Origin of the sequence: Nonomuraea sp. NPDC049684, from assembly GCF_044465345.1 — a bacterium.
In the GTDB taxonomy this organism is placed as follows: domain Bacteria; phylum Actinomycetota; class Actinomycetes; order Streptosporangiales; family Streptosporangiaceae; genus Nonomuraea.
This window is the reverse complement of record NZ_JBITLO010000007.1, coordinates 43551-67077: the sequence shown is the minus strand read 5'-3', so window position 1 is coordinate 67077 and position 23527 is coordinate 43551. Positions and strand designations below refer to the sequence as shown.

Sequence of the window (23527 nt, the reverse complement as noted above, 5' to 3'; positions counted from 1 at the left end):
TTACCGCAGGGTCAGGAGGCGCGGCGTCAGCGGGGCCAGCTCCGTCCGCGACCGGTCGAGCCGTTCCCCGGTGAGCAGGTCCTGGAGCTCGCGCGGCCCGCGGCCGTGGAGCCTGATCGTCACCACTTCCGGCCGCTTGCCGTAGTTCGTCACGCCGACCAGCCAGCGCCTGCCGTCGTGCACCGGCCGCCACTCGACGTCGGCGGGCGTGCCGCCGGACGTCCGCTCCAGCGTCACCACGTCGAGCCGGAGCCGCCGTGCCAGGCCGAGGACGGCGGCCCCGATGCCGGCCGGGCCGTCGGCCTGCAGGAGGGTCGCCTTCCTGAGCACCTGCGCGCGCTCACCGGCCGGAAGGGCCTGGTTCCGCTCGTCGCGCGTCAGGGCGTCGGCGCCCGCGACGACGAGCCGGGACTTGCCGGCCAGGTCCCGCAGCCCTGGCAGGCAGGCGGACGGCAGATGCGTCACCCCGGGTGCGATCACCGTCCTCACCCCCTCGGCGGCCTGCCGCCCGGACAGGCCGGACTCGGTGACGAAGTGCACGGGGATCCCGTTCATGGTCAGGGCCTTGTACACCTCGCGCACCGCGGCCAGGTGCTGCGCGGAGTACACCGACGAGGTGCGCGAGTACAGGATGCCGACCCCGGCCCCGGCGCCCTGCAGCAGGGCCACCTCGGCGGCGAACCGGTTCAGGTCCAGGCTGGTCCGGCCCGCCGCGGCGATCACGTCCGGCCGGTGCAGCATGCTGCCCGCCAGCGTGGACGCCGCCTCGGTGGTCCGCGCCCACACCCAGAAGGCGGTGGCGGAACGGCCGTGCAGGGCGCCCTGCCACAGGTCCGCCGCGACGTGCGCCGCCTCCACCTTCGAGTACGACGTGCTGCGGTCGGGGATCACGTGGTCCTCGGAGTCGAACACCGGGGTCCGCGCGATGCCGGCCTGGAGGTCGTAGAACGCGAACTTGCCCAGGAAGCCGTCGGCGCCCTGTCCCGGGTAGTTCGACGCGTCGTTGCCCGACAGCTGGGAGAAGGTGGCCCACTGCTCGGGATCGGGGCCCCACAGCAGGTAGTTGCGGTCCTTCAGGGTGCTGCCCACCATCTTGGAGTGCACCGGGACGTCCGGGGCGATGTCGTGGACCACCTCGGCCATCCACGCGTGCCACGCGGCGAACGCCCTGGTGTTGAAGGTGATCCAGTCGTGACACCGCACGGTCGGCTCGACCGCCCGCACGCCGGGGGCGGGCACCTCTTCGAAGGTCCGGTGGACGGTGCCGTACACCTTGTTGAGCTCGGCGATGTCGCGGTACTCCGCGGTGAGGAAGCGCGCCCAGCCGAGCCTGGTCGACGGGCTCGCCGTGTCGACGTAGCGGGGCTCGTTGCTGAGGATCAGGCTGTGCAGCGCCGGCGACTTCGCGATCCTGGGGACGATCGCACGCAGGAACGCCTCGATCACCTCCCGCGCCAGCGGGTGGTGGACGTCGTATCCCTCGGCCAGTTTGAGCTCGGGGTGCCTGACCGTCAGGAAGGCCGGGAAGTACTGCGGCGCCAGCAGCAGGCTCAGGGCGACGTTCGCCTCGGCCGCCGCCGCGAGCCAGCGGACCGGGCCCCGGTCGATCTCGTACGGCGACACCGCGTACTCGCCGCTCGCCGCGACCGTCACCGCTTCGTCGAACCCGCCGTTGCCCGCGATGTTCTCCGGACCCGCCCCGTCGGCGCGCGTGATGGTCAGGTCGTCGATCCACAGCGCCCCGACCTGGCCCTCGCAGATGATCGAGAAGCGGTAGGACGACACGTTGCCGGGGGTGAGGGTGAACTCGACCTGCTGCCAGTCGTAGCTGCCCTCCGGCGGGTAGTAGCGGGTGGCCCAGGTGGCGGTGGGGATCGACACCGCGCGAAGGGTGACGTCCTGCCCCTTGATCCACGCGCGGACCCGGTAGGCGGCCCCCGGCTCCACGGTCAGCAGCTGGGAGAACTGGCGGTAGTTGTTCGGCCTTCTCGGACCGGCGAACGACACGCGCAGGGACGCGGCGGAGCCGTGGGAGACCGACGCGTCGCGGGCGAAGGTCACCGCGGCGTCGCCGACGCCCGTCGTGCCCCAGCCCGGGATCGCGTCCGGCGGGACGATCGCGCTCTGCGGCCCCATCTCCAGGGCGCAGGCGTTGAAGCCGAGATCGGCCAGCCTGGGGATGTCGGCGACCACCTCGGCCCATCCCATCGGGCCGCTGAACACGACCGGGCGGCCCTTCCTGGTCGTCGTGCCGTCGGAGACCGTGCCGGTGAACATCCAGTCGTCGCGGCCGATCGGCCCGGTGATGTAGCGCGGCACCCGCGTCCCCTGGGCCTTCCCGGCGGCCAGGGATCGCAGGCGGGTGAGAAGGTGGTCGGCCATCGCCGTCATGGTGACCGTGTTGTAGGTGGCGCGCCACCTCTGACCTGCCGTGACGTCGTCGCGGGTGTAGCCGGTGAACTTCTCCAAGGTGGTCGCGTCGACGCGTTCGTAGGAGGTGGGGATACCCCGCTCCTCGCACTGTGCCAGCAGGTCCCCGGCCGTCCTGACGGATGCGGCGATCCCGGCGAGGTCCCGCGCGATCGCCTCCGCCGACATCGTGACCCGGCCGGTCGCCGCCAGATCGGTGGTCGCGCCGCCGGTCAGGTCCTGCACCGAGGCGGTGATCGCGAGCTCGCCCGCAGTCGTCGCGGTGATCGGGATCGTGAGCCGCAGGGTGGTGCGAGCCGGGATCGTCGCGGGGGTCGCGGCGCCGTCCGGGCCGGTCACCTCGACGCGGCGGTCGGCGTCGTCCCAGTTCAGGACGTAGATCGCCGCCTCGATCGTGGACCCCGCCTCGACCTCGTCCTCGTCGAGGGTGATCCAGGCCTGGCACGCGCCCGACTCGGGCAGGGCCGCCAGCCGCACGAACTCCTGCGCGGACTTGCCGGTGGCGATGCCGGGACGCCACTGGATCCAGCCCCGCCGGTGCGCGCCGTCGTTGTCGTTGACGATCGCGTTGAACAGCACCGAGCCGCCGGGAGCCGGGGCGTCGACGCCGGTCGAGGCCCACGGGAACGCCGCCAGGTAGTGCGTCTTCGTCCCCTCGCGCCGGGCGGTCAGGGTGACGTCGCCGACCGGCGAGGTGACCGGGCCGTCGCTGAACCGGTAGACCTCGGGGCCGCCGTCGAGCAGCGCGAGGCCGTACTCCGGGCCGTATCCGCCGCCGCTGTCGCCGAAGGCGATCTGGAGCCCGTCGCCCTGCCACTGGTTGGTGCCGCCGATCGGGTGGTGGACGTCGTCGGTCACCGTCGCGGCGACGTACAGCCGTTCGGCGTCGTAGCCGAGCGCGAGGTCGGCCGACAGGTCATCCGCGCCGGCCCACCCCGTGATGGACACCTGGTCGTCGCGGCTCGGCAGGCGGGCGCCGAACGCGCCGCCGAGGTCCCCCGCCGCGGCGAGCCTCACGAGCGGGAGGTGCGCGCCCCGTCCGAGCAGCGCCGTCAGCTGTTCGCGGGTCAGCAGGGCGGAGCGCGGGTCGGCGGCCGCCCACTGGGCGGTGACGGCGGGGAGCACGGCGGCGGTGGCGGAGACGCCGACGCCGCGCAGGAATGTACGGCGGGAGATTGTCACAAGGAGACCTCGAGATAGCAGGTGCGGATGCTGGAAGCGGCGTTGCAGGAGGCGGCGGCCGACCCCGGCGCGTCGGCCAGCGGCACGGTGACCGTGTCGCCGGTGAGGGTCAGTGGCGTGCGCTGACCGGTCAGGTCCACGCGGGCCGCGACGGCCGTGGGCGGCGGCGAGGCCAGGGTGAAGGTCACGTGCGTGCCCGCCCAACCGGCCGGGGTGTGGACGGCGATCACGATCCTGCTGCCGCCGACCAGGAACCCTTCGACGGAACCGGAAGCCCAGTCCCGGGCCGTCGTGAGCCCGGCGTCGTTGGTGTGGGTGTCGTAGGTCTCGGGCACCACGCCGTCGAAGAGGTCGGCGACGGTGCCGAGGCAGACGCCGTGGGAGGTCGGCGTCCCGTCGGCCTTGCGCAGGTAGCGGCCGGCGTCGGCGGCGGACGCCGAGGCGGGCGCCTGCCAGGCGTACCAGAGCAGCTTGAAGCCGTCCGGCCGCTGCGCGAGGCCGCGCGTGATCGCCCAGTGCAGCAGTCCCGGGTATACCAGGGCGGCCGCCGCGGGGCTGGCCGAGTAGCCGATCTCGGTCTGCCAGATCGGCAGCGACGTCCCCAGCGCGGCGACGCACGCGACCCGCAGCGACTCCAGGTCGGACGGCTTGTAGTAGTGCACGTCGAGCACGTCGATGCTGGACCAGGCGCCTGTCTCGGTCAGCAGGGCGGTGAAGCGGGCGATCGCCGCCACCGACGGCCAGCCGCCGTAGACAACCTTGCCGCCGTGGCCGCGGATCACCGCCGACGCGGGCTTGTGGATCTGGTCGACGTACTCGTACGGGCTGCCGTACCAGAACCCCGCCGACCAGTACGCCTCGTTCCACACCTGGAAGTACTCGACCCCGTAGGTGCCGCGCAGGATCCCCACGACATGGTCGACGAACGCGCTCCACCTCGCCGGGTCCGCCGGCGGCGTCCTGTCCTTGGGCAGCACGACGACCTCGTCCTGGAGGATTTCGCCGGTGCTGATCCGGGTCCTGGTCACCCGGCGTGACCAGCCCGAGCCGGTGTTCGCCTGGGCGGCGCCGACCTCGTACCGCACGTCCCAGTGCGTCCAGCCGTACGCCGTCGTCCGGGCGGCCCACGGGGCGGAGTAGGCCAGGACCGGGAGCAGGGTGACGCCGTTCAGCGCGGCGGCGGCGAACCGGGCGCCGAAGGCGTGGACGGCGGTGTCATCGTACGTCCCCTGGGCCGGTTCGACGGCGGCCCACAGGACGTCGGCGCGATCCCACGACATCCCGGCCAGGGCGCCGATGCCGGGACCGGCCCCGGCGGCGTGGTTGGTGCCGAGCAGCGCCCCCAGCGGCACGGGCGTCGCGGCGGCGTTCGCCGGCCCGGGGAGCCCGAGCACGGCGGCGGCCGTGCCGAGACCCGCGCCCGCGAGGACGGCACGGCGGGAGAGGGCACGAGGAACGTCGGGCGGATCGGCTGCGGTCACGGGTTCTCCTTCGCGAACGGCGACTAAATCCATACCCCGGATTAAGTGGAGACTAGAGATCCGGACCACCTCCCGTCAACGGACGCGTACGAGTGACGTGTACGCCTTCAAGTTGACGCGTTAACACGTTAGGATCACCGCCATGAGCGGCATCCTGCTGATGACCTTCGACGACTTCTTCGTCCCCGAATGGAGCGCGGTGCGCGGCCTGTTCAGGGAGTACGGCGCGCGGGTGACGTTCTTCGTCAGCGAGCCGTACAGGATCGACGACGACGGCTGGAAACGGCTGCGCGAGCTGGCGGACGACGGGCACACCGTGGGGGCGCACGGCTACCGGCACCTGTGGGCGCCCGACCGGATCGCGGCCCTCGGCGGCGACGGCTACCTGGCCGAGGACGTCACCCCGTGCCTGGCGGCGCTGCGCGCGCACGGGTTCGAGGCCGCCTGCTTCGCCTATCCGGTGAGCCGCCGCGACGAACGATCGGACGCGGTGCTGGGCGGGGTGTTCCCCCGGTTGCGCGGCGGCGCCCGGCATCCGGCCGAGGGCGGCCTGGACACCGTGGACGAGATCTTCACCCCGGTCGCCGAGCTCGCCGGGCGCCGCGTGCTGATCGGGGCCGGGATCGACACGGGCAAGCTGTTCAAGCCCGCCGGGGTCGACGACGCCTCGGTGCGTTCGGCCCTGGTGCGCGCGGCCGGGCGGCAGGAGGCGGTGACGTTCTACGCGCACGCGGTCGCCGACTCGCACGAGTGCAACCACGTGTCACCGGCGCGGCTGGAGACGGTGCTGGCCCAGGCCGCCGAGCTGGGACTCGACGTCCTGGGCTTCGACGACCTGGACCGGTCCGCTCAGACGAGCTGGGCGGAGCGGAACAGCGCCGGGTTCTTCGGCGCGCTGCCGACGCCGCTCCCCCATTCGAGGTAACCGTCGCGGGCGTCGCCGCCCGTTCCGCCGTCGGCGTCGTTGACGAGGAACGAGATCCCGATCACGCCGGTCGGCGGCTGGTCGTAGCCGAGCGACGCCCACGGCACGGCCAGCCGGTACGTGGTGGTCTTGGCCGTCTCGTCCCTGGTGATGGCGACGTCGGCGCCCGGGGTCGGCCCGGCCGGGCCGGTCCAGGTGTAGGCGGCGGGCCCCGACGGCAGCAGGGCCGCGCCGATCTCGACGCGGTCGCCGGTGAGCTCGCCCGGGAAGGCCGAGTACAGGCTGAACTGCACGGAGTCGACCTGCCAGGTCAGCGACGGGTCGGTGCGGGCGGCGTTGTGCACGTCGTCCTTGATGACCGCGTCCAGGATCAGCGCGTCCGGGCTGTGCGTGAACCGGATGGTCCCGGACAGGTCGTCGGGGCCGGTCCGGGTGCCGCCGCGCAGGCCCACCCAGCGGCCGAGGCCGTTCAGGTCGATCGGGTCCAGGGTGGTCGCCCCGGCCTTCTCGATCGGGCTGAAGCTGAGCGACCCGGTGTCGCTCGCGTTCCCGGCCGTGACCGCGTAGCTGTAGTTCACGTACGGCAGGGCGTCCGGCACCGGCACCTCCACCGAGGCCGAGCCCAGCGCGGGCACCTCGGCCGGATCGGCGACCACCCCGCGCCACGAGCCCACCTGCCAGCCGACTGAGCGCAGCTTGACCGGCGTGGACGGGCTGTTGTTGGTCACGGTGACCCGGAGCTTCCTCCCGTCGACGACCGGCCGCCCGTTGACCGTGTACGGCCTGACCACCTGGGTTCCCGAGCGCAGCCGGGCGATGGGGCCGAAGTCGTCGGCGGCCGTCACGGTGACCGGCCTGCGGCCGGTCACCGGAGTGGCGGGCAGCTCCAGCGTGACCGACGTCTTCCTGCCCTTGCGGGTGACCAGGTCGGCCTTGACGCCGCCGGCGGCCACGGCCAGCCTGCCCGGCAGCTTCGCGCCGCCGGTGCGGTCGGCGGTGACGGTCACGGCCAGCTTCTCGCCGGTGACCGACTGCCCGGGGGCGCTGACCGACAGCGGCGAGGCGCCGGCCTCGACCGAGGAGACGGGGCCGGAGACGAAGACGGGGCTGCCGTCCAGGTCGAGCCGCACCTTGCCGGCCTGCGGCCGGAGCGTGCTGACCGCGCCGAACTGGTCGGTCAGCGTGACGTCGCCGAGCGCGGAGAGCGTGACCGAGCGGGGCTGGACGGCCCACAGCAGCCGGGTGCCGCCGCTGATCGGGTAGGAGTGGACGTCGGCGTCGCCGGTGTCCTGGCGGGCGCCGAGCGTACGGCCGGCGAGCTTGCGGATCAGCACGGCCTGCGAGATCGCGGCCGGCTTGGGCGAGGGGGCGGCGACGCCGGAGACCGGGCGGCGGAACAGGCCGAAGCGGTGCTCGCGCTCGCCGGCGTTGTCGCCGTCGTCGATGAGGTCGTACCAGAAGTACTTGTCCGCGCCCGCGCTCCTGGCCAGCGTCTGCGCCCTGATCAGGTAGTCGGCCTGCTGGGCCTCGGTGGAGCCGGCGGTGTGGGTGGGCCAGCCGTTCTCGCTGATCCAGATCGGCATGTTCTTCCTGGCCTTGACCTTCGCCACGAGCTGCGGGAACTCGGTCGTCATCACGGTCCGCTCGGGCGGCGTGCCGGCCCCGGCGTCGGCGTAGCCGTAGAAGTTGACGCTCAGCGTGTCGAGGTAGTCCAGGCCGCCGAGGGCGAGGAACTGGTCGTGCCAGGCGAGCTGGGTGCCGGCCGAGGTCGGGCCGACCACGTTGGCCGCGGGCACCGCCTGGTGGATGGCCGGGTAGAGGGCCCTGACGACGTCGAGGTAGCACTGCGGGGTGATGCCGCAGGCGCCGTCGTTGAAGCCGGTGGAGTTGTACTCGTTGTAGACCGAGACGTCCTTGGTGAAGGAGGCGTAGTTGGCCGTCACGGCCGCGCCGAAGCGGCCGAACGCGGCCAGCCCGGCGGGGGTGCTGGGCGTCTTGCCGCCGTCGTACAGCGGGTTGCGGTAGCCGAGGATGGGCATCGTGGTGATGCCGTTCTCATGCGCCTTGCGCAGGCCGGTGTCGAGGGCGCCGGTGAAGTCGTAGACGCCCGCCTGCTTCTCGATGCCCGACCAGTTGGCGTCGGAGCGCACCTCGGTCCACCCGATCTGCGCGGCCGTCCTGAGCAGCTGTTCCTCGATGCCCGGCTGCCAGCCGTAGTGGATGGCGGCGGCGAAGTACGGATCCTTCGTGGCGAACGGGGTGACGACCCCGAACGAGGTGGAACGGGTGGTGACCCCGGTCGAGACGGTCAGCCGGTAGTAACCCGGGCCGAGATCGGAAATGTCGATCTTCGTGGTGCCCCCGGTCACCGCCCGCGTGCCCGACCGCAGCGGGACGCCGCTCGGGTCGCCGATCGTCCACTCGACCTGGTCGGCCGCCGCGGCGACGTCGATCGTGTTCGTCCCCTGGGTGAAGACCAGCGACGGGTTGGTGATCGTGAGCTGCGACGGGTCGGTGAAGTGCACCTCGACCCTGCTGAAGCAGACGGCGGGCATCGAGGCGGCGTCGGCCTTGACGTTGAGCCGGAAGTCGGCGCCGTTGGCCCGGTTCTTGAAGTTGATGTCGCTGAGCCCGATGACCGAGCTCTTCCACGTGCCGGCGCCGGTCAGCGCCACGTTGGCGCTGCCGGTGAAGGCGCCGGCCTTGCCGTCGTAGTGCACGTCGAGGCCGACCGGTCCGGCGTCGAAGTAGCGGACCACGACCCAGGCGCGGGTCGCCCCGGCGGGGATCGCGGCGTCGGCCACGTCCACGTAGACGTAGCGGTTGTACGGCGTGCCGGACATCTGCCAGCACGACTCGCCGCCGCGCTCGCTGACGGCGTGGGCCGGGTCCTTGTCGCCGTCGCCCGGCCACGCCTTGACGACGCCGGTGTAGACGGGGTCGGCGCCGAGCACGGCCGTGGCCGCCGCCGCGGCGCTCGCGCTCTGCGCGGGCAGGGCCGTGAGCAGGGCCGTCAGCAGCCCGGCCGCCAGGGTGGCCGCGCAGGCGGCGGCCACCCTCCTTGAGGTGATCTTCATCAGCGGGATTCTCCTTGCCGTCCGTAGCGCTCTCCGGCCGCGCGGGCGAAGTCCTCGCCCGCCGCGCCGAGGTCGGCGATCACCTGCTCGTGGGAGCGGCCCGCCGCCTGCGCGGCGGGGATGACGGTGCCGCACTCGTTGGCGTCCATGAAGGCCGCCGCTTCCAGCAGCCCGTCCTCGTCCTCGGCCGGGATCGCCAGGAACCCGTGCTGGTCGGCGTGCACGAGCTGCCCCGGCTCGACGACCTGCCCGAACACCTCGACCGGCACGCCCCAGCGCACCGGGCGGACATGGGCGTGCCCGACGCACAGCCGCCTGGCGAGGGCTTTGAACCCGGCGCCGGTCATCTCGTCCAGGTCACGGATCGCGCCGTCGGTGATGGTGCCGACGCAGCCCAGCGCGCGGTGCGCGCCGCTGTTGACCTCGCCCCAGAACGAGCCGACGGTCCTGGGCTTGTCGAGGTCCTGGACGACGACGATCTTCGGCCCGTCGACCGAGGCCACGTAGCGCCGGTAGTCGTCCCACACGTCAGCGGGGTGCTCCGGGTTGCCCGGCTCGATGACGACGGTGACCGCCCGGCCGACCATGGGGCCCATCTGGGGCATGAAGTCGCGCGATTCCTCCTGGTGGAAGGCGATGTCGCGCTGGGTGATCTGTTCCCAGCCGTTGTAGACGGTGGGGGTGTTCCAGCGTTTCAGCCGATGCATGCCACTCCTAGGTGACGCTCGTGATCGGGCCCCGCGCGAAGACCGGTGCGGGTCCCGGCGGGCAGGGTGAGGTGCAGGGCAAGGGGGTTTCGGCTACTGCCCGATGAAGCGGGCGGGGCGGAAGAGGGCGGGGTTCTTCGTCCCGGCGATGCCGGAACCCCATTCGATCCAGCCCTCGCGGCCGGTCCCGTCGTTGTCGTTGGCGACGACGGACAGGCTGAACAGGCCGTCCTGCGGGGTGAGGGGGGCGAGTGCCGCCCAGGGCAGCGACAACTCGTAGACGGTCTCCTCGGCCGTCTCGTCCCGGGTGACGGCGACCTTGGCCTCGGGTTCCGGTCCGTCGCCGAGCCAGCGGTGGAACTGCGGGCCCTGGGCGGTCAGCGCGAGGCCGAGCTCGGACCAGGTGCGCGTCTCGCCGGGCAGTCCGGCGGCGACGGCGAACTGCAGGCAGTCGCCCTGCCAGATGTCGGCTCCGGTGCTGGTCTGGGTGTGGACGTCGTCGTGGATCCTGGCGCTGAGGTAGAAGCGGTCGGCGTCCCAGGTGACGTGGAGGGTGCCGCTGAGGTCGTCCGGCCCGCCGTACGAGGGGATCTTGACGGTGCCGTCGGCGAGGTCGACGGCCGGGCGGCCGGTCAGGTCGTCGGGCACGCCGTCGACGGTGATCGTGGCGCGGTCGGCCCGGTTGAGCGCGCCGTCGGCGACGCGGGCCACCCGGCCGGTGACGCCGACGCCCGCGACGGCGTCCAGCCGCAGCTCGTACGGCCCGGCGGGCAGGTCGGCCAGCGGAAGGCGCTCGGTGCGCGAGCCGCCCGCGGGCACGGTCCCGGCGATCGGCAGCGTGCCGGTGCGAGCGCCGAAGGTCCAGCCCAGGTCGCCGGGGGCGAGTTCCCTGGCCGACAGGTTGCGCACGGTGATCGCCAGGTCGTCCGGCAGCACGTGCCTGGCGCTGATCGCGAACGGCTGCGTCACCTCGACCCGCGAGCCGAGCCTGGCGACCGGCCTCCCGTGGATCTTCAGGCGGCCGACCAGGTCGAGCTGGCCGGTGCGGGTCACTGCGGGCAGCGACACCGGGATCTCCGCCCTGCGCCCGCCGCGCACCGACACCGGCACCTCGACGTCGCCGACGGCGAAGCTGCCGCGTACGGCGGGGCCGCGCGTGGCGTCCACGGCCAGCTTCAGCTCGATCCCCTCGCCGACCACGGCGCCGCCGCCGGTGACCGTGTAGCGGGCGGCGTCCTCCAGCACGGCGTCACCGCGCACGTAGATCGGGTCGCTAGACAGCGAGAGCGTGACGCGGCCGGCGAGCGGGCGCAGCACCTCGCTCGCGCCGGCCAGGTCTGTGACGGTGAGCGGGGCGTCGGTGCGCAGCGAGACGGTCGCGGGCTGGGCCGACCACAGGACGCGCAGGTCGTGGCCGTCCTTACGGAAGAGCTGGCGGCCCTCGGCCTCCTGCCTGACATGGGCGGCCCCGGTGAGCTGCCTGGTCATGGCGGCGTAGGCGACGTAGCCGGGTTTGGGCGTCCACCGGCCGGAGGCGTCGGCGGTGTTGCGCACCAGGCCGAAGTTGTCCTCGTTGAGCGCCGGGTCGGTGCCGTCGTTCATGAAGTCGTACCAGAAGAACCGCTGCACGCCCTTGGCCAGCGCCGTCACGTGGGCGCGGACCACGTAGGCGGCCTGGACGGCCTCGGTGACGCCGCGCGCGTCGGTGTGGGTGGGCCAGCCCTGCTCGGTGATCCAGATGGGCTTGGACCGGCCGTTGTTGTACTTCCTGACCAGCGCGTCGAGGTCGTCGATGCTCTTGGCGGCCGACTCGGGCGTGCCCGGATAGACGTAGGGGTGGATGGAGACGGCATCGAGGTACTTCAGGGCGCCGAGCTTGAACAGCTCCTCCAGCCAGGCGAGCGGCACGCCGGCGGAGGCCGGGCCGACGACCGTGACCTGCGGGTGGCCGGCCTTGACCTTTTCGTAGGTGGCCTTCAGCAGCGGGAAGTAGTAGTCGGCGCGCGAGTCGGCCGGGCCGTTGCCGCGGTCGCCGAAGCCGATGTTGAACTCGTTGTAGACCTCGATCCACGGCAGGTCGTACCTGCCGATCAACGCCGAGGCGTACGCGGCGTAGGCGGCGCGGCCCGCGTCGGTGTACGGCGTGGCGTTCCCGTCGTGGTGGGGATTGGTGTAGGCGGCGATCGGCAGCCAGCGCATGCCCTCGGCGTCGAGCGTGGCGTGCAGCGGGTCGTAGCGCCCGTACTCGTAGACGCCCTCGGTCTTCTCGATCGACTCCCAGAACGCGTCGTCGCGCACGGTGCGCACCCCGGCCTTGGCGGCCAGTTCCAGCAGGTCGCCGCCGGGAGCGCCCCAGTCTGCCCGGGTGAAGTGCCCGGCCACGCCGAACGGGGAGTCGCCCGTCGCGGTGAAGGGCGTGAGCACGGCGAAGGCGGTCTCCTTGGTGGCGATCGCCGTCCCGGCCGCGGTCGCGGTCACGCTGAGCCGGTAGTGCCCCGGCCTGGCGACCGGTACGGCCAGCGTCCCGGGAGTTCCGCCGCCCGCGGCCACCTGGACGCCGGACAGGTCGCGTACGGTCCAGGTCAGCGCGTCGCCCCGGCTCGTCACGTCGAACGAGGGCTGGGTGGGCTGCACGAACACGTTGCCCACGGCCCGCTGCCCCAGGGCGAGGTCGGGGGCGGGCGCGGTGATCGTGACCCCGTCGAGCCTGAGCTGCCCGGTGCGCTCGACGAGGAACGCCACCCGCTTGGCCGGCCCGTGCCAGACGCCGTCGCCGGCCCCGCCGAAGTGCTGGTAGGACTGCCCGGCGGTGAAGGAGGTGACGGTGAGCCGCTGCCAGCCGCCGCCCGCGGCCAGCGGCAGCCGCTGCTGGTGGGTCTGCCCGGTGCTGTCCACCAGGCGGAGCGTCACCGTGGGCAGTGCGGGCGAGCGCGCCCAGAGCGACAGCGCCTTGAGGTCGGCGGCCGTGGCGTACCCGGCCTCGACGTACTTGCCGCCGGCGGTGAGGTCGGCGGTCAGCAGGGCCGAGCGCGCTCCGGTCCTCGCGTCGGCCGCGTCGCTGGTGAGGGCGCCCTTGGCGCCGGGGAACTCCGGGCCGAGCCCCAGGGCCCAGCCCTGCGTGCCGTACTCGAAGTCGCCGACGACCTGGTCGATGTCGGTGGCCGCGTGGGACGGCACGGCCAGGAACGGGACGATCAGCAGGGAGGTGATGACGGTACGTAACCAGAGATGGATGCGGGATCTCATGGGGGGTGGATCCTCTCCGTTCGTCAGAACCGGTACAGGTGCTCCGCCTCGAAGCCGAGGACTCGGCGGGCCTTGGTCACGTCGATCGGCACGGCCCGGCCGGGCAGGGCCGCGCGCAGCGGGGAGCGGGGCAGGAAGTGATGGACGAGTTCCTCGGTGGGCAGCGGGACGATGGTGTCGGGGGCGGCCACGAACAGCACGTGGGAGCCGTCGATCGGCCGGGTGACGCCGAGCCAGCAGGCGGTGGCCGCGTCCCGGGAGTCCAGGTAGGCCCACAGGTCGGCGACTCCCCTGGCCGGCTCGGCGGCGAACTCGGCGGCCCGCTCGGGCAGCCGGTCCTCGGGGCCGCCGACGAACGGGAAGCGCAGCGCCACCACCGTCATGCCGTGCAGCCGGTGGATCATGCGCGCGGTGGACTCGTCGGCCTCCTTCGACAGCGCGTACGGGTCGGCGGCCAGCAGCGGGTGCGCCTCGTCGACGGGCAGGTAGGCCGGTTCCAGGCGGTGCGGGGAGAACGGCATGCCGAGCACGCTGAGGCTGCTGGCGATGACCGCGCGGCGCACCCCGGCCCGGCCCGCCTCGTCGAGCACCGCGAACGTGGCGCCGGTGTTGTTGAGGTAGACCTCCTGCGGGGGGTTGTCGTTGGGGCTGGGGATGGCCGCCAGATGGATCACGGCGTCGACGCCGTCCAGCGCCCGCCGTACGGCCTCGGGGTCGCCCGCGTCGCCCACGACGACGCGGTCGGCCTTGAGGTCGCCCGGATCCTCCAGGACCAGCGCGGTCACCGGCACGTCCTCGGCCGCGCAGCGCGCGAGGACGGCCCGGCCGATCAGCCCGGCGGCGCCGGTGACGAGCACTCTGCTGAGCATCAGCCCTTGACCCCCGTGAACCCCACGCCGCGCACGATGTACTTCTGGAAGACGATGAAGACGAGCACGGGCGGCATCAACGCCATGAACATGCCGGCGATGACCATGTTCTCCTCGGCGAACTCCGCCAGCCTGGGCAGCGCCACCGAGATCGGGTGCAGTTCGCCGTCGGAGATGGCCACCATGGGCCACAGGAAGTCCTTCCAGGCGCCCATGATCGTCAGCAGGGACGTCACGGCCAGGATGGGCTTCGACATGGGCAGCACGATGTACCAGAACATCCGCCACGGTCCGGCGCCGTCGACCTGGGCCGCGCCGAACAGCTCGCGCGGGATCCCGTCGAAGAAACGTTTCATCAGCAGGACGGTGAAGGCGTGCGCGGCGTGCGGCAGCCACACCGCCCACGTGGTGTCGGCGATGCCCACGTCGAGCACCGTCAGGTAGAGCGCGACGAGCGACACGCTGCCCGGCAGGAACAGCGTCGCCAGGATCGCGCCGTAGACGTACTTGCCGTAGCGCGGCCGGAGCACCGACAGCGCGTACGCGCCCATGACCGACACGACGATCTGCGCCAGCCACGACCCTCCGGCCAGGACGACCGTGTTGAGCATGAAGTGGCCGATGCGCAGCCTGCTCCATGCCTCGGCGAGCAGCGACCAGTCGGGGGCGGCCGGGTAGAGGCGCAGCGGGTCGGTGAGCAGTTCCCGCGTCGGGGAGATCGCCCCCTTGACCGTCCACAGGATCGGGCCGAGCCCGGCGACGAGCACGCCGAGGAAGACGGCGAACTGGGTCGAGCCGAGCACCGCGCGTACGCCGCGCTTCTTGCGGTCGGAATCGGAGATGAGTCCGCTCATGTCGTGCTCCAAGCCTTCGTCATGCGCAGGTACACCGCCGACAGCAGGCCGAGCACGACCGCCAGCAGCACCGACAGAGCGCCGGCCATGCCGTAGTCGCCGTAGACGAAGGCGTACCGGTAGATGAGCAGCAGGACGGTCACCGTCGCGTCCTCAGGGCCGCCGTCGGTCATGACGAACGGCTCGGTGAAGACCTGGAAGGTGCCGATGACCTGCAGCAGCAGCATGAGCAGCAGCACGCCGCGCAACTGGGGCAGCGTGATGTGCCACACGCGCCGCCGGATCGACGCGCCGTCGCTCTCGGCCGCCTCGTACAGCTCCCTGGGGACGCTGGTCAGCGCCGCGATGTAGATCAGCACGGTGCCGCCCGCGCCCGCCCAGGTGGCCTCCAGCACCAGCGAGGGCATCGCCCACTGCGTGTCCTGCAGCCACGGGAACGGGCCCAGGCCGACGAGTCCGAGCAGGCCGTTGAGCAGGCCGTAGTCGCTGTTGTAGAAGAACTTCCACATCATGATCGCCACGACCGGTGGCACCGCCACCGGCAGGTAGACCAGCACGCGGAACAGGCCGCCGCCCTTGCGCAGCTCCGACATGACCACCGCGAGGAAGACCGGCACGGGAAAGCCGAGGATCAGGGCGAGGACGGTGAACCAGAGCGTGTTCAGCGCTGCCTTGCCGAGCAGCGGATCGGCGAACAGGTTGGCGAAGTTCTGCCAGCCGACCCAGCTCGCCGCCTCGACCAGGTTGGTGCGCTGGAAGGCGAGCATGGCGCTCTGCAGGATCGGCCACCAGGAGAACACCGCGAACACGAGCACCAGCGGCGCGAGGAACAACACCGAGGCCACCGCGTGGGGGTGCCGGGCCCGGCGCCGCCGGGGCGGGCGCGGCGTGGTGACCGCCGCGTCCGCCTGCTCGGCCAGCGCCGTCACTGCTGCGACCTGTCCAGGATCGGCTTCACCTTCTCGACGGCCTTGGTGATCTCTGCCGCCGGGTCGGCGTCCTGGCGGGTCAGCACCGCCTGGACGACCGTGTCGAGCGCGGCGTAGAGCTCCTGGCCGGCGACGGGCGGCTCGGAGATGAACTCCTGCGCCTTCACGCCCTCGTTGTAGGTGGCGAAGTGCTCCCAGTCGACGTTGGAGACGGCCTTCTCCGCGGCCATCACCGGGTCGGAGACCGCGGGGGCGAAGAACGGCAGCTGCGGCACGGCGGCCACGAGACCGTCGGCCTTCTTCTTCTCGGCCCGCTCGGTGGCCAGGGCCGGGTCGTACTTGGGCCGCAGGTAGACGGCGTCGATCCACTTGACCGCCGCCCGGCGCTGCTCGGGAGTGGCCTTCGGGCTGACGACGGCGACCGTGCCGCCCAGCAGCGTGCCCTTGCCCGACCCGGACGGCAGCGTGGTCTGGCCGTACACCTCGGGCTTGCCGTTGAACTTGGCGACGTAACTGCCGTAGAGGTTGGGCGCGCCCATCATCATCGCGACCTTGCCGGCGGCGAAGTCACGCAGCAGGTCGTCCTGGTCGCGCAGGTGCTGGGTGCCCATCGAGCGGTCGTCCCAGCGCATCGCCTTGAGGAGGGCGAGGGCCTGCCTGGTGGGGGCGTCGTCGAAGGCGGGGACGACCTTGCCGCCCTCCTCCCTCTCCATCCGGCCGCCGTAGGAGTAGGTCATGGTCGTGAGCATCCAGCCGCCGGTGTTGGCGGTGGCGTGCATGCCGAAGCCGGGCACCCCGGTCCTGTCGCTGATCGTCTTGGCGGCGGCCCGCACCTCGTCCCAGGTGGCCGGGGGCTTGTCGGGATCGAGCCCGGCCTTGGTGAACAGTTCACGGTTGTAGACGAGGCCGGCGGCGTACGCCTCGGTGGGCAGGCCGTAGATCTTGCCGTCCGGGGTGCTGCTCGGGGCCAGGATGCGCTTGTCGAAGTCGGACTTGGCGAGCAGCTTCAGGTCCGCGGTGAGGTCGGCGACCTGGCCGCGCCTGATCATGGCCTGCGGGTCGGTCAGCGGGACGCGGAAGACCGTCTCCAGCCGGCCCGCGGCCAGGCGCGCCGCGAACGTCTTGACGTCGTACTGCGTCTCGGTCGGCTTGACCTTGATGGTCGGGTTGGCCTTCTCGAACTCGGCGACCTGGGCCAGGAAGTTCTTCTGGCTCTCCGGCTGGGTGCTGGGCGGCATGCCGGAGACGGTGATCTCGGTCTTGCCGCCGGACGTGCCGTCCTGCCCGCCGCCGCACGCCGCGACCGCGGCCAGGAGCAGCAGACCCGCGGCTCCTCTAGCCATGTACGTGTTCATCGGGACTCCAAGTTCATGCCGGGGGGCGAGTCGAGTCGAACGCTATATATGACGCGTTAACGTGTAAAGCACGGGATGGTAACGCGCGCGAAATGCAACGAGTTAACGCGTCAACTAAGGTGCCTCTATGCCGCCGTCGGGGCGGCGGACCCGCGCGGCCCACCGCTCGTGCAGGTGCGTGACCGGCGGGTACGCGGCGGCCAGCGTCTCGTCCAGCTCGATGCCCCAGCCGGGCAGGTCGGCGGGACGCAGGTGACCTCGGACGGGATTGAGCGTGCCGGGGAACACCTCGCACACGCTGTCGGGGTAGACGTGCCCCTCCTGGATGCCGAACGCGGGCGTGGTGACGTCGAGCGCCAGGTTCGCCGCCACGCCGACGGGCGAGACGTCGCCCGGGGAGTGCCAGGCCGTGCGCACCCCGGTCAGCTCGCAGAGCGCGGCCAGCTTGCGCGCCGGGGTCAGCCCGCCGATGGCCGAGACGTGGCAGCGCAGCAGGTCGACGCCGCCGCCCAGGATGAGCCTGGCCGCGTCGGGCACCGAGACGAGCAGCTCGCCGACCGCGATGGGCGCGGGCGAGGCCGCCCGCACCTCGGGCAGCCGGTCGTAGTGCTCGGGCGCGACCACGTCCTCCAGGAAGAACAGCCGGTACGGCTCCAGCGACCTGGCCAGCAGGATCGCCTCCTTCGGGGTGAGCCGGCTGTGCACGTCGTGCAGCAGCTCGACGTCCTCGCCCAGGACCTCGCGGGCCCGGTCGAACAGGGCGGGGGTGGTGCGCAGGTAGTGCCTGACGTCCCAGCCGTCGGGATGCGGCGCGTCCGGGTAGGCGTTCGCCCTGCCGGGCGCGCCGTAGCCGCCCAGCCCCGGTTGCCCGGTCTGCAGCCTGACGTGGCGATATCCGGCGGCCATGAGCCGCTGGGCGTGCTCCAGCGTGCCCTCGACGGTGGCGCCCTCGGCGTGCAGGTAGACGGGCGCCGCCGCGCGCACCCGGCCGCCGAGCAGCTCGTACACGGGCATGCCGGCGCGCTTGCCCGCGATGTCCCACAGCGCCATGTCGACGCCGGACAGCGCGTTGTTCAGCACCGGTCCGCCGCGCCAGTAGGACGACAGGTGGATCATGCGGGTGATGTCCTCGATGTCGGCCGGATGGCGGCCGATCAGCATCGGGCCCACGTGCTCGTCCACGGTCGCGGCGACGGCGTGGAAGCGCTGGGTGAAGGTGGCGCAGCCGAGGCCGTGCAGGCCGTCGTCGGAGGTGTCGATCCTGACCACGACCAGCGGGATGCCCTCGGGCGCCGTGACGACGGCACGCACGCGCGTGATCGTCAGCCCGTCCCTGGACGTCCAGGGGGCCTGGGTTTCCTGCATGCGGGGACGCGCCTTTCAGAAGCGGGTGGGACGGGCGGGCACGGCGACCTCCAGGCCGCCCCACGACCAGCGGACCTCCTCCTCCCCCACGGCGCTGAGCAGCGCCTGCGCGGCGGGTTCCGCGCCTTCCGCGAGCAGTTCCACGGCGAACCCGGCGCGCAGGACCGCGTGGTGGAAGTCGACCGGCCGGCGCGGCCCGCTGTAGAGCACCGCCTCGACGGCGACCTCGTCCTCGCCGGTCGTCAGGGCCCAGGTGGCGGGCTCGCCGAGGAAGGCGGCCGCGCCCGTGTGCACGACCGCCCGGCGCCTTCCGGCGGCGAGCTCGAAGACGCCGTCGCCCAGCTCGCGGCCCCGCACGCCCCGGCCGCGCAGCGTGACGCGCAGCCGCAGGTCGCCCACGTCGAAGACGCTGCCTTCTGGCTTGTCCAGGTTCGGATGGAAGTCGCCGGAGTCGTAGGTGAGCCACCATCCGGCCAGCGCCCTGGGCCCGTCCTGCGCCTGACGGCACCACGCGGCGGTCAGATCGTGGCCGTTGTGCATGATCCGGGCGCGCAGCACCACGGCCGGGTCCTCGGGCGTGCGCCAGTAGCCGAGCAGCGGCCTGCGCTGCACCCAGGCGAACTCCTCGTTGACCGTGCCCAGCGTGGCGTCCTCGCTGAGCCAGGTGGTGCCGGTGGTCTGGCCGTCGAAGACGGTCCTGACCTGCACCTCGGGCTCGGGCAGCCGGGCGAAGCGCCCGGCCAGACGCGGCGGGCAGGGCAGCGTGGGCACCAAGCGCGGGGTGTCGTCACGGATCCCGACGCCGGGGCGCGGCTCGATCGGCGCTCCCGTCTGTGCGGCGAGATAACACGTCAACTCCTCGCTGAGCCAGTCGGTGTACGCGCGGGCGTGCGGCCCGGCGAGCTGCCCTGTGCCCGGATGGAAGCGCTCGGCGAGCGCCGCCCAGACGCGTTCCCGCATGACCTCGATCTGCTCCAGGAACCCCTGGTCGCGGACCACCACGTGGGCGCGTTCGCAGATCTCCAGCAGGAATGGGCTGTAGGCGGGCGAGTTGTACTCGGCGAAGGCGTCGCGTTCCAGCATCGCGGCGAGCTTGCGCCTGCCGTAGGCGAGGAACTCGGGCGTGCCGAGCAGCTCGCCGGCGCTCGCGCAGGTGACGGAGCCGAGCAGGGCGATGTTGGTGTAGCGCGGGCCGACGTTGCGCCGGAAGATGGACAGGGCCGCGTGGCGCAGCGCCTCGGCGATCCGGCCGTCGAGGACGTCCCCGTGCGCGGCCAGCACCTGGGCCAGCCGTACGCCGATGAAGTCGGCCCAGTTCCAGTCGGCGGGCGCCATGGCCTGGGGCGGCTCCTCCATGAAGTAGCCCCAGATGCCGTAGTGGTCGTCGAGCGGGTCGCGCTCCTGCAGGCCGACGATCGCGCCGAGCACGTCCTTGGCCCGGTCGAGGCGGCCTGCCTGCAACAACGCGATCGCGTAGTCGGTGGAGGCGCGGGTGTCGTGCACGCGGGTGCCGGCCGGGATCGTCGTGTGGTATCCGTTGCTGCGTGACAGCTGCCACGGCAGCCGGTGTTCGGGGTCGTAGCGCTCGTCCTGAACCTTCAGGAACTCCTCGGGTGTCACCGCTGGGTGTCCTTTCGCCGAATGCGGCCCGACGTTAGTCTTAGCGTGTTAACGTGTCAACGATCACGAATGGGACGGATGGGGGCAGGATGAACGAATCGTCCGACAGCCAGGAGCCGCTCTACCAGCAGGTCAAGCGGGATCTGGTCGCGGCGATCTCGCGCGGTGAGTACGTGCAGGACGAGCCGTTCATCAGCCAGCGCGAGGTCTGCGAACGGTTCGGAGTGAGCACCACCACCGCGGTGCGCGCGCTCAACGAGCTGGTCACCGAGGGCTACCTGGTACGCCGGCGCGGACGCGGCACGTTCGTGGCCGACCGGCCCGTCCCGGCCGAGTCGACGCGGGAGCGCTCCATCGCCTACATCATGCACGGGCACGGGCCGCACAACTCCGACGTGATCGACGGCATCGAGTCGGTCTGCGCCGAACTCGGCTACCGGATGTTCCTGTCCAACACCAAGGGCTCACCGGCCGCCCAGGAGAAGGCGCTGCGTCAGGCGCTCGACACCCAGGCCAGCGGCGTCGCGCTGTACTCGGTCGACGCCCACCACGACTCCCCCGCCCTGGCCGAGCTGAGACGGCGGCGTGTCCCGCTGGTCATGGTCGACCGCTACCACCCCGAGTCCCCGACCGACGCGGTGCTCTTCGACAACTTCGCCATCGGCTACCGGCTGACCGAGTACCTCATCGGGCAGGGGCACCGGCGCATCACCGCGCTCTGGGACGCCACCGAGTGCACCTCCGTGCAGGAGCGCCTCACCGGGCACGTGCAGTCGCTGCGCGAGCACGGGCTGCCGGTCTCGCCGGAGCTGACCGCGCTCAAGACCTATCTGCGGCTGCCGGAGGACCGGCGGCGGGAGATGCTGGCCGGGCTGCTCGACCGGCGCGAGCCGCCGACGGTGCTGCTGTGCGCCAACGGGTTCGTGCTGGCGCACGCGGCCTCCGACCTCACCGCGATGGGCGTCGAGGTGCCCGGCCAGGTCGAACTGGCCGGCATGGACGACGCGGGGCCGTTCGACCTGCTGCCGCTGACGGTCGCCGCCGCCCGCCTGCCGTCGCGGGAGATGGGCGAGCGGGCGATGCGGCTGCTGGCCGAGCGCATCGACCATCCCGAGACGGCGTCGGAGGTCGAGCACGTGGTGCTGCCGATCGAGATCCGCACCCGCGAGTCGGCTTCCGCCTATCTGCGCGTGGTCTCCGCCCAAACCGCCTGAACCTCCCGAGGTCCCCCATGCCTTCCCCTCTTCGCGTCGTCCTGGTGGGCGGCGGTCAGATCGCCGACTCCACCCACATGCCGGCTTTTCGCGAAATGTCGGCCGATATCGAGGTTGTCGCGGTCGTCGACGCCACCGTCGAGGCGGCCAGGTCGTTCGCCGACCGGTGGGCCGTGCCGTACGCCTCGGACGACCTCACCGCGACGCTGCGGGACCTGCGCCCCGACCTCGTCGACATCGCCAGCCCGCCCGCGCTCCACCGCGACCAGGTGGTCGCCGCGCTGCGCGCGGGCGCGTGGGCGTGGTGCGAGAAGCCGCCGTGCCTGTCGCTGGCGGAGTACGACGAGATCACCGCGGCCGAGCGGGCCGGCGGCCCGTACGCCGCGGTCATCTACCAGCAGCGTTTCGGCTCGGCCGCGCAGCACGCCCGCGCGCTGATCTCCGGCGGCGCACTCGGCCGGCCGTACGTCGCGCACTGCCAGACCACCTGGTTCCGCGACCCCGGCTACTACGCGGTCCCGTGGCGCGGCCGGTGGGAGACCGAGGGCGGCGGCCCCGCCATGGGCCTCGGCATCCACCAGATCGACCTCATGCTCGAACTGCTCGGCGACTGGAGCGAGGTGCGCGGCATGGCCGCCAGGCTCGCCCGCGACGTGCGGACCGACGACGTGACGACGGCGCTGGTCCGCTTCGACTCCGGCGCGCTGGCCACGGTCGTCAGCACGTCGCTGGCGCCGCGCCAGGTCAGCCACCTCCGCGTCGACCTCGCCGCCGCCACCCTGGAGCTCACCCACCTGTACGGCTACGCCAACGAGAACTGGACGATCACCCCCGCCCCCGGCGTGGCCGGTCTCGACTGGCCGCCGCCCGACGACGTGCCCAGCTCCCACCTGGCCCAGCTCCGGGGCCTGATCGCCGACCTGCGGGCCGGACGGCGGCCACGCGGCAGCGGCCAGGACGGCCGCAGGGCGCTGGAGCTGATCACTGCGATGTACAAGTCGGCGCTCACCGGGCAGCCGGTGCGTTCCGGCGAGATCGGTCCGGGCGACCCGTTCCACCGGAACCTGCACGGCGACAACCCCGAGGTGTTCCGGTGAAGATCATCGGCTTCGAGCTCTTCGTCGTCACCCCGCGCTGGATGTTCCTGCGCGTCGACACCGACGAGGGCGTCAGCGGCTGGGGCGAGCCCATCGTCGAGGGCCGCGCCGAGACGGTCGCCGCCTGCGTGAACACGCTGATGGAGGCGCTGGCAGGCGCCGACCCCGGCCGCATCGAGGACCACTGGCAGGTGATGTCGAAGGGCGGCTTCTACCGGGGCGGCCCGATGCTGTCCAGCGCGGTCGCCGGGATCGACCAGGCGTTGTGGGACATCAAGGGCAAGGCTCTCGGCGTGCCGGTCCACGACCTGCTCGGCGGCCCGGTGCGCGATCAGGCCAAGGTCTACACGTGGGCGCACGGCGACACGGACGCGGAACTGGCCGAGAACGCCGTGGCCCGGGTGGAGGCGGGCTTCGACACGCTGAAGTTCGCCGCCTGGGAGGGCCGGCTGCCGCCGATCCCGTCACCGGCCCTCACCAGCCGGATCGTGGCCCGCTTCGCGGCGGTGCGCGACGCGGTGGGCGACGGCGTCGACCTGGCCGTCGACCTGCACGGCCGCTTCACGTCGGCGGCCGCGCGCAAGGTGCTGCCGCTGCTTGAGCCGCTGTCCCCCTTGTTCGCCGAAGAGCCGGTGCTCCCTGAGTTCTCCCGCGACCTGCGACGAGTGGTGGAGTCCACATCAATTCCCATCGCGACCGGCGAGCGCCTGTTCTCCCGCTGGGACTTCCGCGACGTGCTCCCGACGGGCGTGGCGGTGATCCAGCCGGACCTGTCGCACGCCGGGGGCATCTCCGAGGTCCGGCGGATCGCCGCGATGGCGGAGACCTGGGACGTCACCCTCGCTCCCCACTGCCCCCTCGGCCCGATCGCTCTGGCCGCCTGCCTGCAGATCGACTTCGCGACCCCGAACTTCCTCATCCAGGAGCAGTCGCTGGGCATCGGCTACCACGACGGCAGCGAACTCCTCGACTACCTGGTGGACCGTTCGGTCTTCACCTTCACCGACGGCCACCTCGACCGCCCGACGGCCTCCGGCCTGGGCATCGAGGTCGACGAGAAGGCGGTGCGCCAGGCGTCGTCGCACGCCTGGCGCAACCCGGTCTGGCGGCACCGGGACGGCTCGTTCGCCGAGTGGTAGCCGTCCATGGAGCGCGCGGCCGATCGTACGGCCGCGC

The 23527-nt window shown here is 72.3% G+C and carries 15 protein-coding genes; 4 read left to right on the top strand and 11 right to left on the bottom strand.

Going from position 1 to position 23527, the window contains the following annotated elements:
* Window positions 1–3612 (bottom strand): beta-galactosidase, encoded by a 3612-nt coding sequence (locus ACIBST_RS22950; RefSeq protein WP_397174350.1) that lies wholly within the window; start codon window positions 3610–3612, stop codon window positions 1–3.
* A complete protein-coding gene (locus ACIBST_RS22945) occupies window positions 3609–5093 on the bottom strand; it encodes a twin-arginine translocation signal domain-containing protein (RefSeq protein WP_397174349.1) in 1485 nt (494 codons plus the stop codon). The genes ACIBST_RS22950 and ACIBST_RS22945 overlap by 4 nt, the downstream gene beginning before the upstream one ends.
* Window positions 5094–5235: 142 nt before the next feature.
* On the opposite strand from ACIBST_RS22945, the gene ACIBST_RS22940 reads away from it, so the two are divergent.
* A complete protein-coding gene (locus tag ACIBST_RS22940) occupies window positions 5236–6018 on the top strand; it encodes a polysaccharide deacetylase family protein (RefSeq protein WP_397174348.1) in 783 nt (260 codons plus the stop codon).
* On the opposite strand, the gene ACIBST_RS22935 is transcribed toward ACIBST_RS22940, so the two are convergent.
* The 9 genes from ACIBST_RS22935 to ACIBST_RS22895 form a co-directional block, all read right to left on the bottom strand.
* Window positions 5943–9095, bottom strand: coding sequence for a hypothetical protein (locus tag ACIBST_RS22935; protein WP_397174346.1), 3153 nt, complete (start codon window positions 9093–9095; stop codon window positions 5943–5945). The genes ACIBST_RS22940 and ACIBST_RS22935 overlap by 76 nt on opposite strands.
* Window positions 9095–9802 carry an RraA family protein gene (locus tag ACIBST_RS22930; protein WP_397174345.1) on the bottom strand — a complete coding sequence of 236 codons (708 nt, stop codon included), beginning with the start codon at window positions 9800–9802 and terminating at the stop codon, window positions 9095–9097. Before ACIBST_RS22930 ends, ACIBST_RS22935 begins: the two co-directional genes overlap by 1 nt.
* A 93-nt stretch (window positions 9803–9895) precedes the next feature.
* The gene (locus tag ACIBST_RS22925) at window positions 9896–13048 is read right to left on the bottom strand and encodes a sugar-binding protein (protein WP_397174344.1); all 3153 of its coding nucleotides are present in this window, start codon (window positions 13046–13048) and stop codon (window positions 9896–9898) included.
* 23 nt (window positions 13049–13071) lie between these two features.
* The gene (locus ACIBST_RS22920) at window positions 13072–13917 is read right to left on the bottom strand and encodes an NAD-dependent epimerase/dehydratase family protein (protein WP_397174342.1); all 846 of its coding nucleotides are present in this window, start codon (window positions 13915–13917) and stop codon (window positions 13072–13074) included.
* On the bottom strand, window positions 13917–14771 hold the full coding sequence (locus tag ACIBST_RS22915; RefSeq protein ID WP_364338760.1) for a carbohydrate ABC transporter permease: 855 nt from the start codon (window positions 14769–14771) through the stop codon (window positions 13917–13919). Before ACIBST_RS22915 ends, ACIBST_RS22920 begins: the two co-directional genes overlap by 1 nt.
* Complete coding sequence (locus ACIBST_RS22910) at window positions 14768–15700, bottom strand: carbohydrate ABC transporter permease (protein ID WP_397174340.1); 933 nt, start codon at window positions 15698–15700, stop codon at window positions 14768–14770. The genes ACIBST_RS22915 and ACIBST_RS22910 overlap by 4 nt, the downstream gene beginning before the upstream one ends.
* Window positions 15697–17055 carry an extracellular solute-binding protein gene (locus ACIBST_RS22905; RefSeq protein ID WP_397174338.1) on the bottom strand — a complete coding sequence of 453 codons (1359 nt, stop codon included), beginning with the start codon at window positions 17053–17055 and terminating at the stop codon, window positions 15697–15699. The genes ACIBST_RS22910 and ACIBST_RS22905 overlap by 4 nt, the downstream gene beginning before the upstream one ends.
* 114 nt (window positions 17056–17169) lie before the next feature.
* On the bottom strand, window positions 17170–18420 hold the full coding sequence (locus tag ACIBST_RS22900; protein WP_397174336.1) for an enolase C-terminal domain-like protein: 1251 nt from the start codon (window positions 18418–18420) through the stop codon (window positions 17170–17172).
* Window positions 18421–18435: 15 nt separating this feature from the next.
* Entirely contained in the window at window positions 18436–20040 is a 1605-nt protein-coding gene (locus tag ACIBST_RS22895; RefSeq protein ID WP_397174334.1) for a hypothetical protein, read from the bottom strand.
* 89 nt (window positions 20041–20129) lie between these two features.
* Here ACIBST_RS22895 and ACIBST_RS22890 point away from each other — a divergent pair, with 89 nt between their 5' ends.
* The 3 genes from ACIBST_RS22890 to dgoD are packed head-to-tail and all read left to right on the top strand — an operon-like array spanning window position 20130 to window position 23490.
* A complete protein-coding gene (locus ACIBST_RS22890) occupies window positions 20130–21254 on the top strand; it encodes a GntR family transcriptional regulator (protein ID WP_358299374.1) in 1125 nt (374 codons plus the stop codon).
* A gap of 17 nt (window positions 21255–21271) precedes the next feature.
* Complete coding sequence (locus tag ACIBST_RS22885; RefSeq protein ID WP_397174333.1) at window positions 21272–22351, top strand: Gfo/Idh/MocA family protein; 1080 nt, start codon at window positions 21272–21274, stop codon at window positions 22349–22351.
* Entirely contained in the window at window positions 22348–23490 is a 1143-nt protein-coding gene (gene dgoD / locus ACIBST_RS22880) for a galactonate dehydratase (protein ID WP_397174331.1), read from the top strand. Before ACIBST_RS22885 ends, dgoD begins: the two co-directional genes overlap by 4 nt.
* The last annotated feature ends 37 nt before the right edge of the window (window positions 23491–23527 follow it).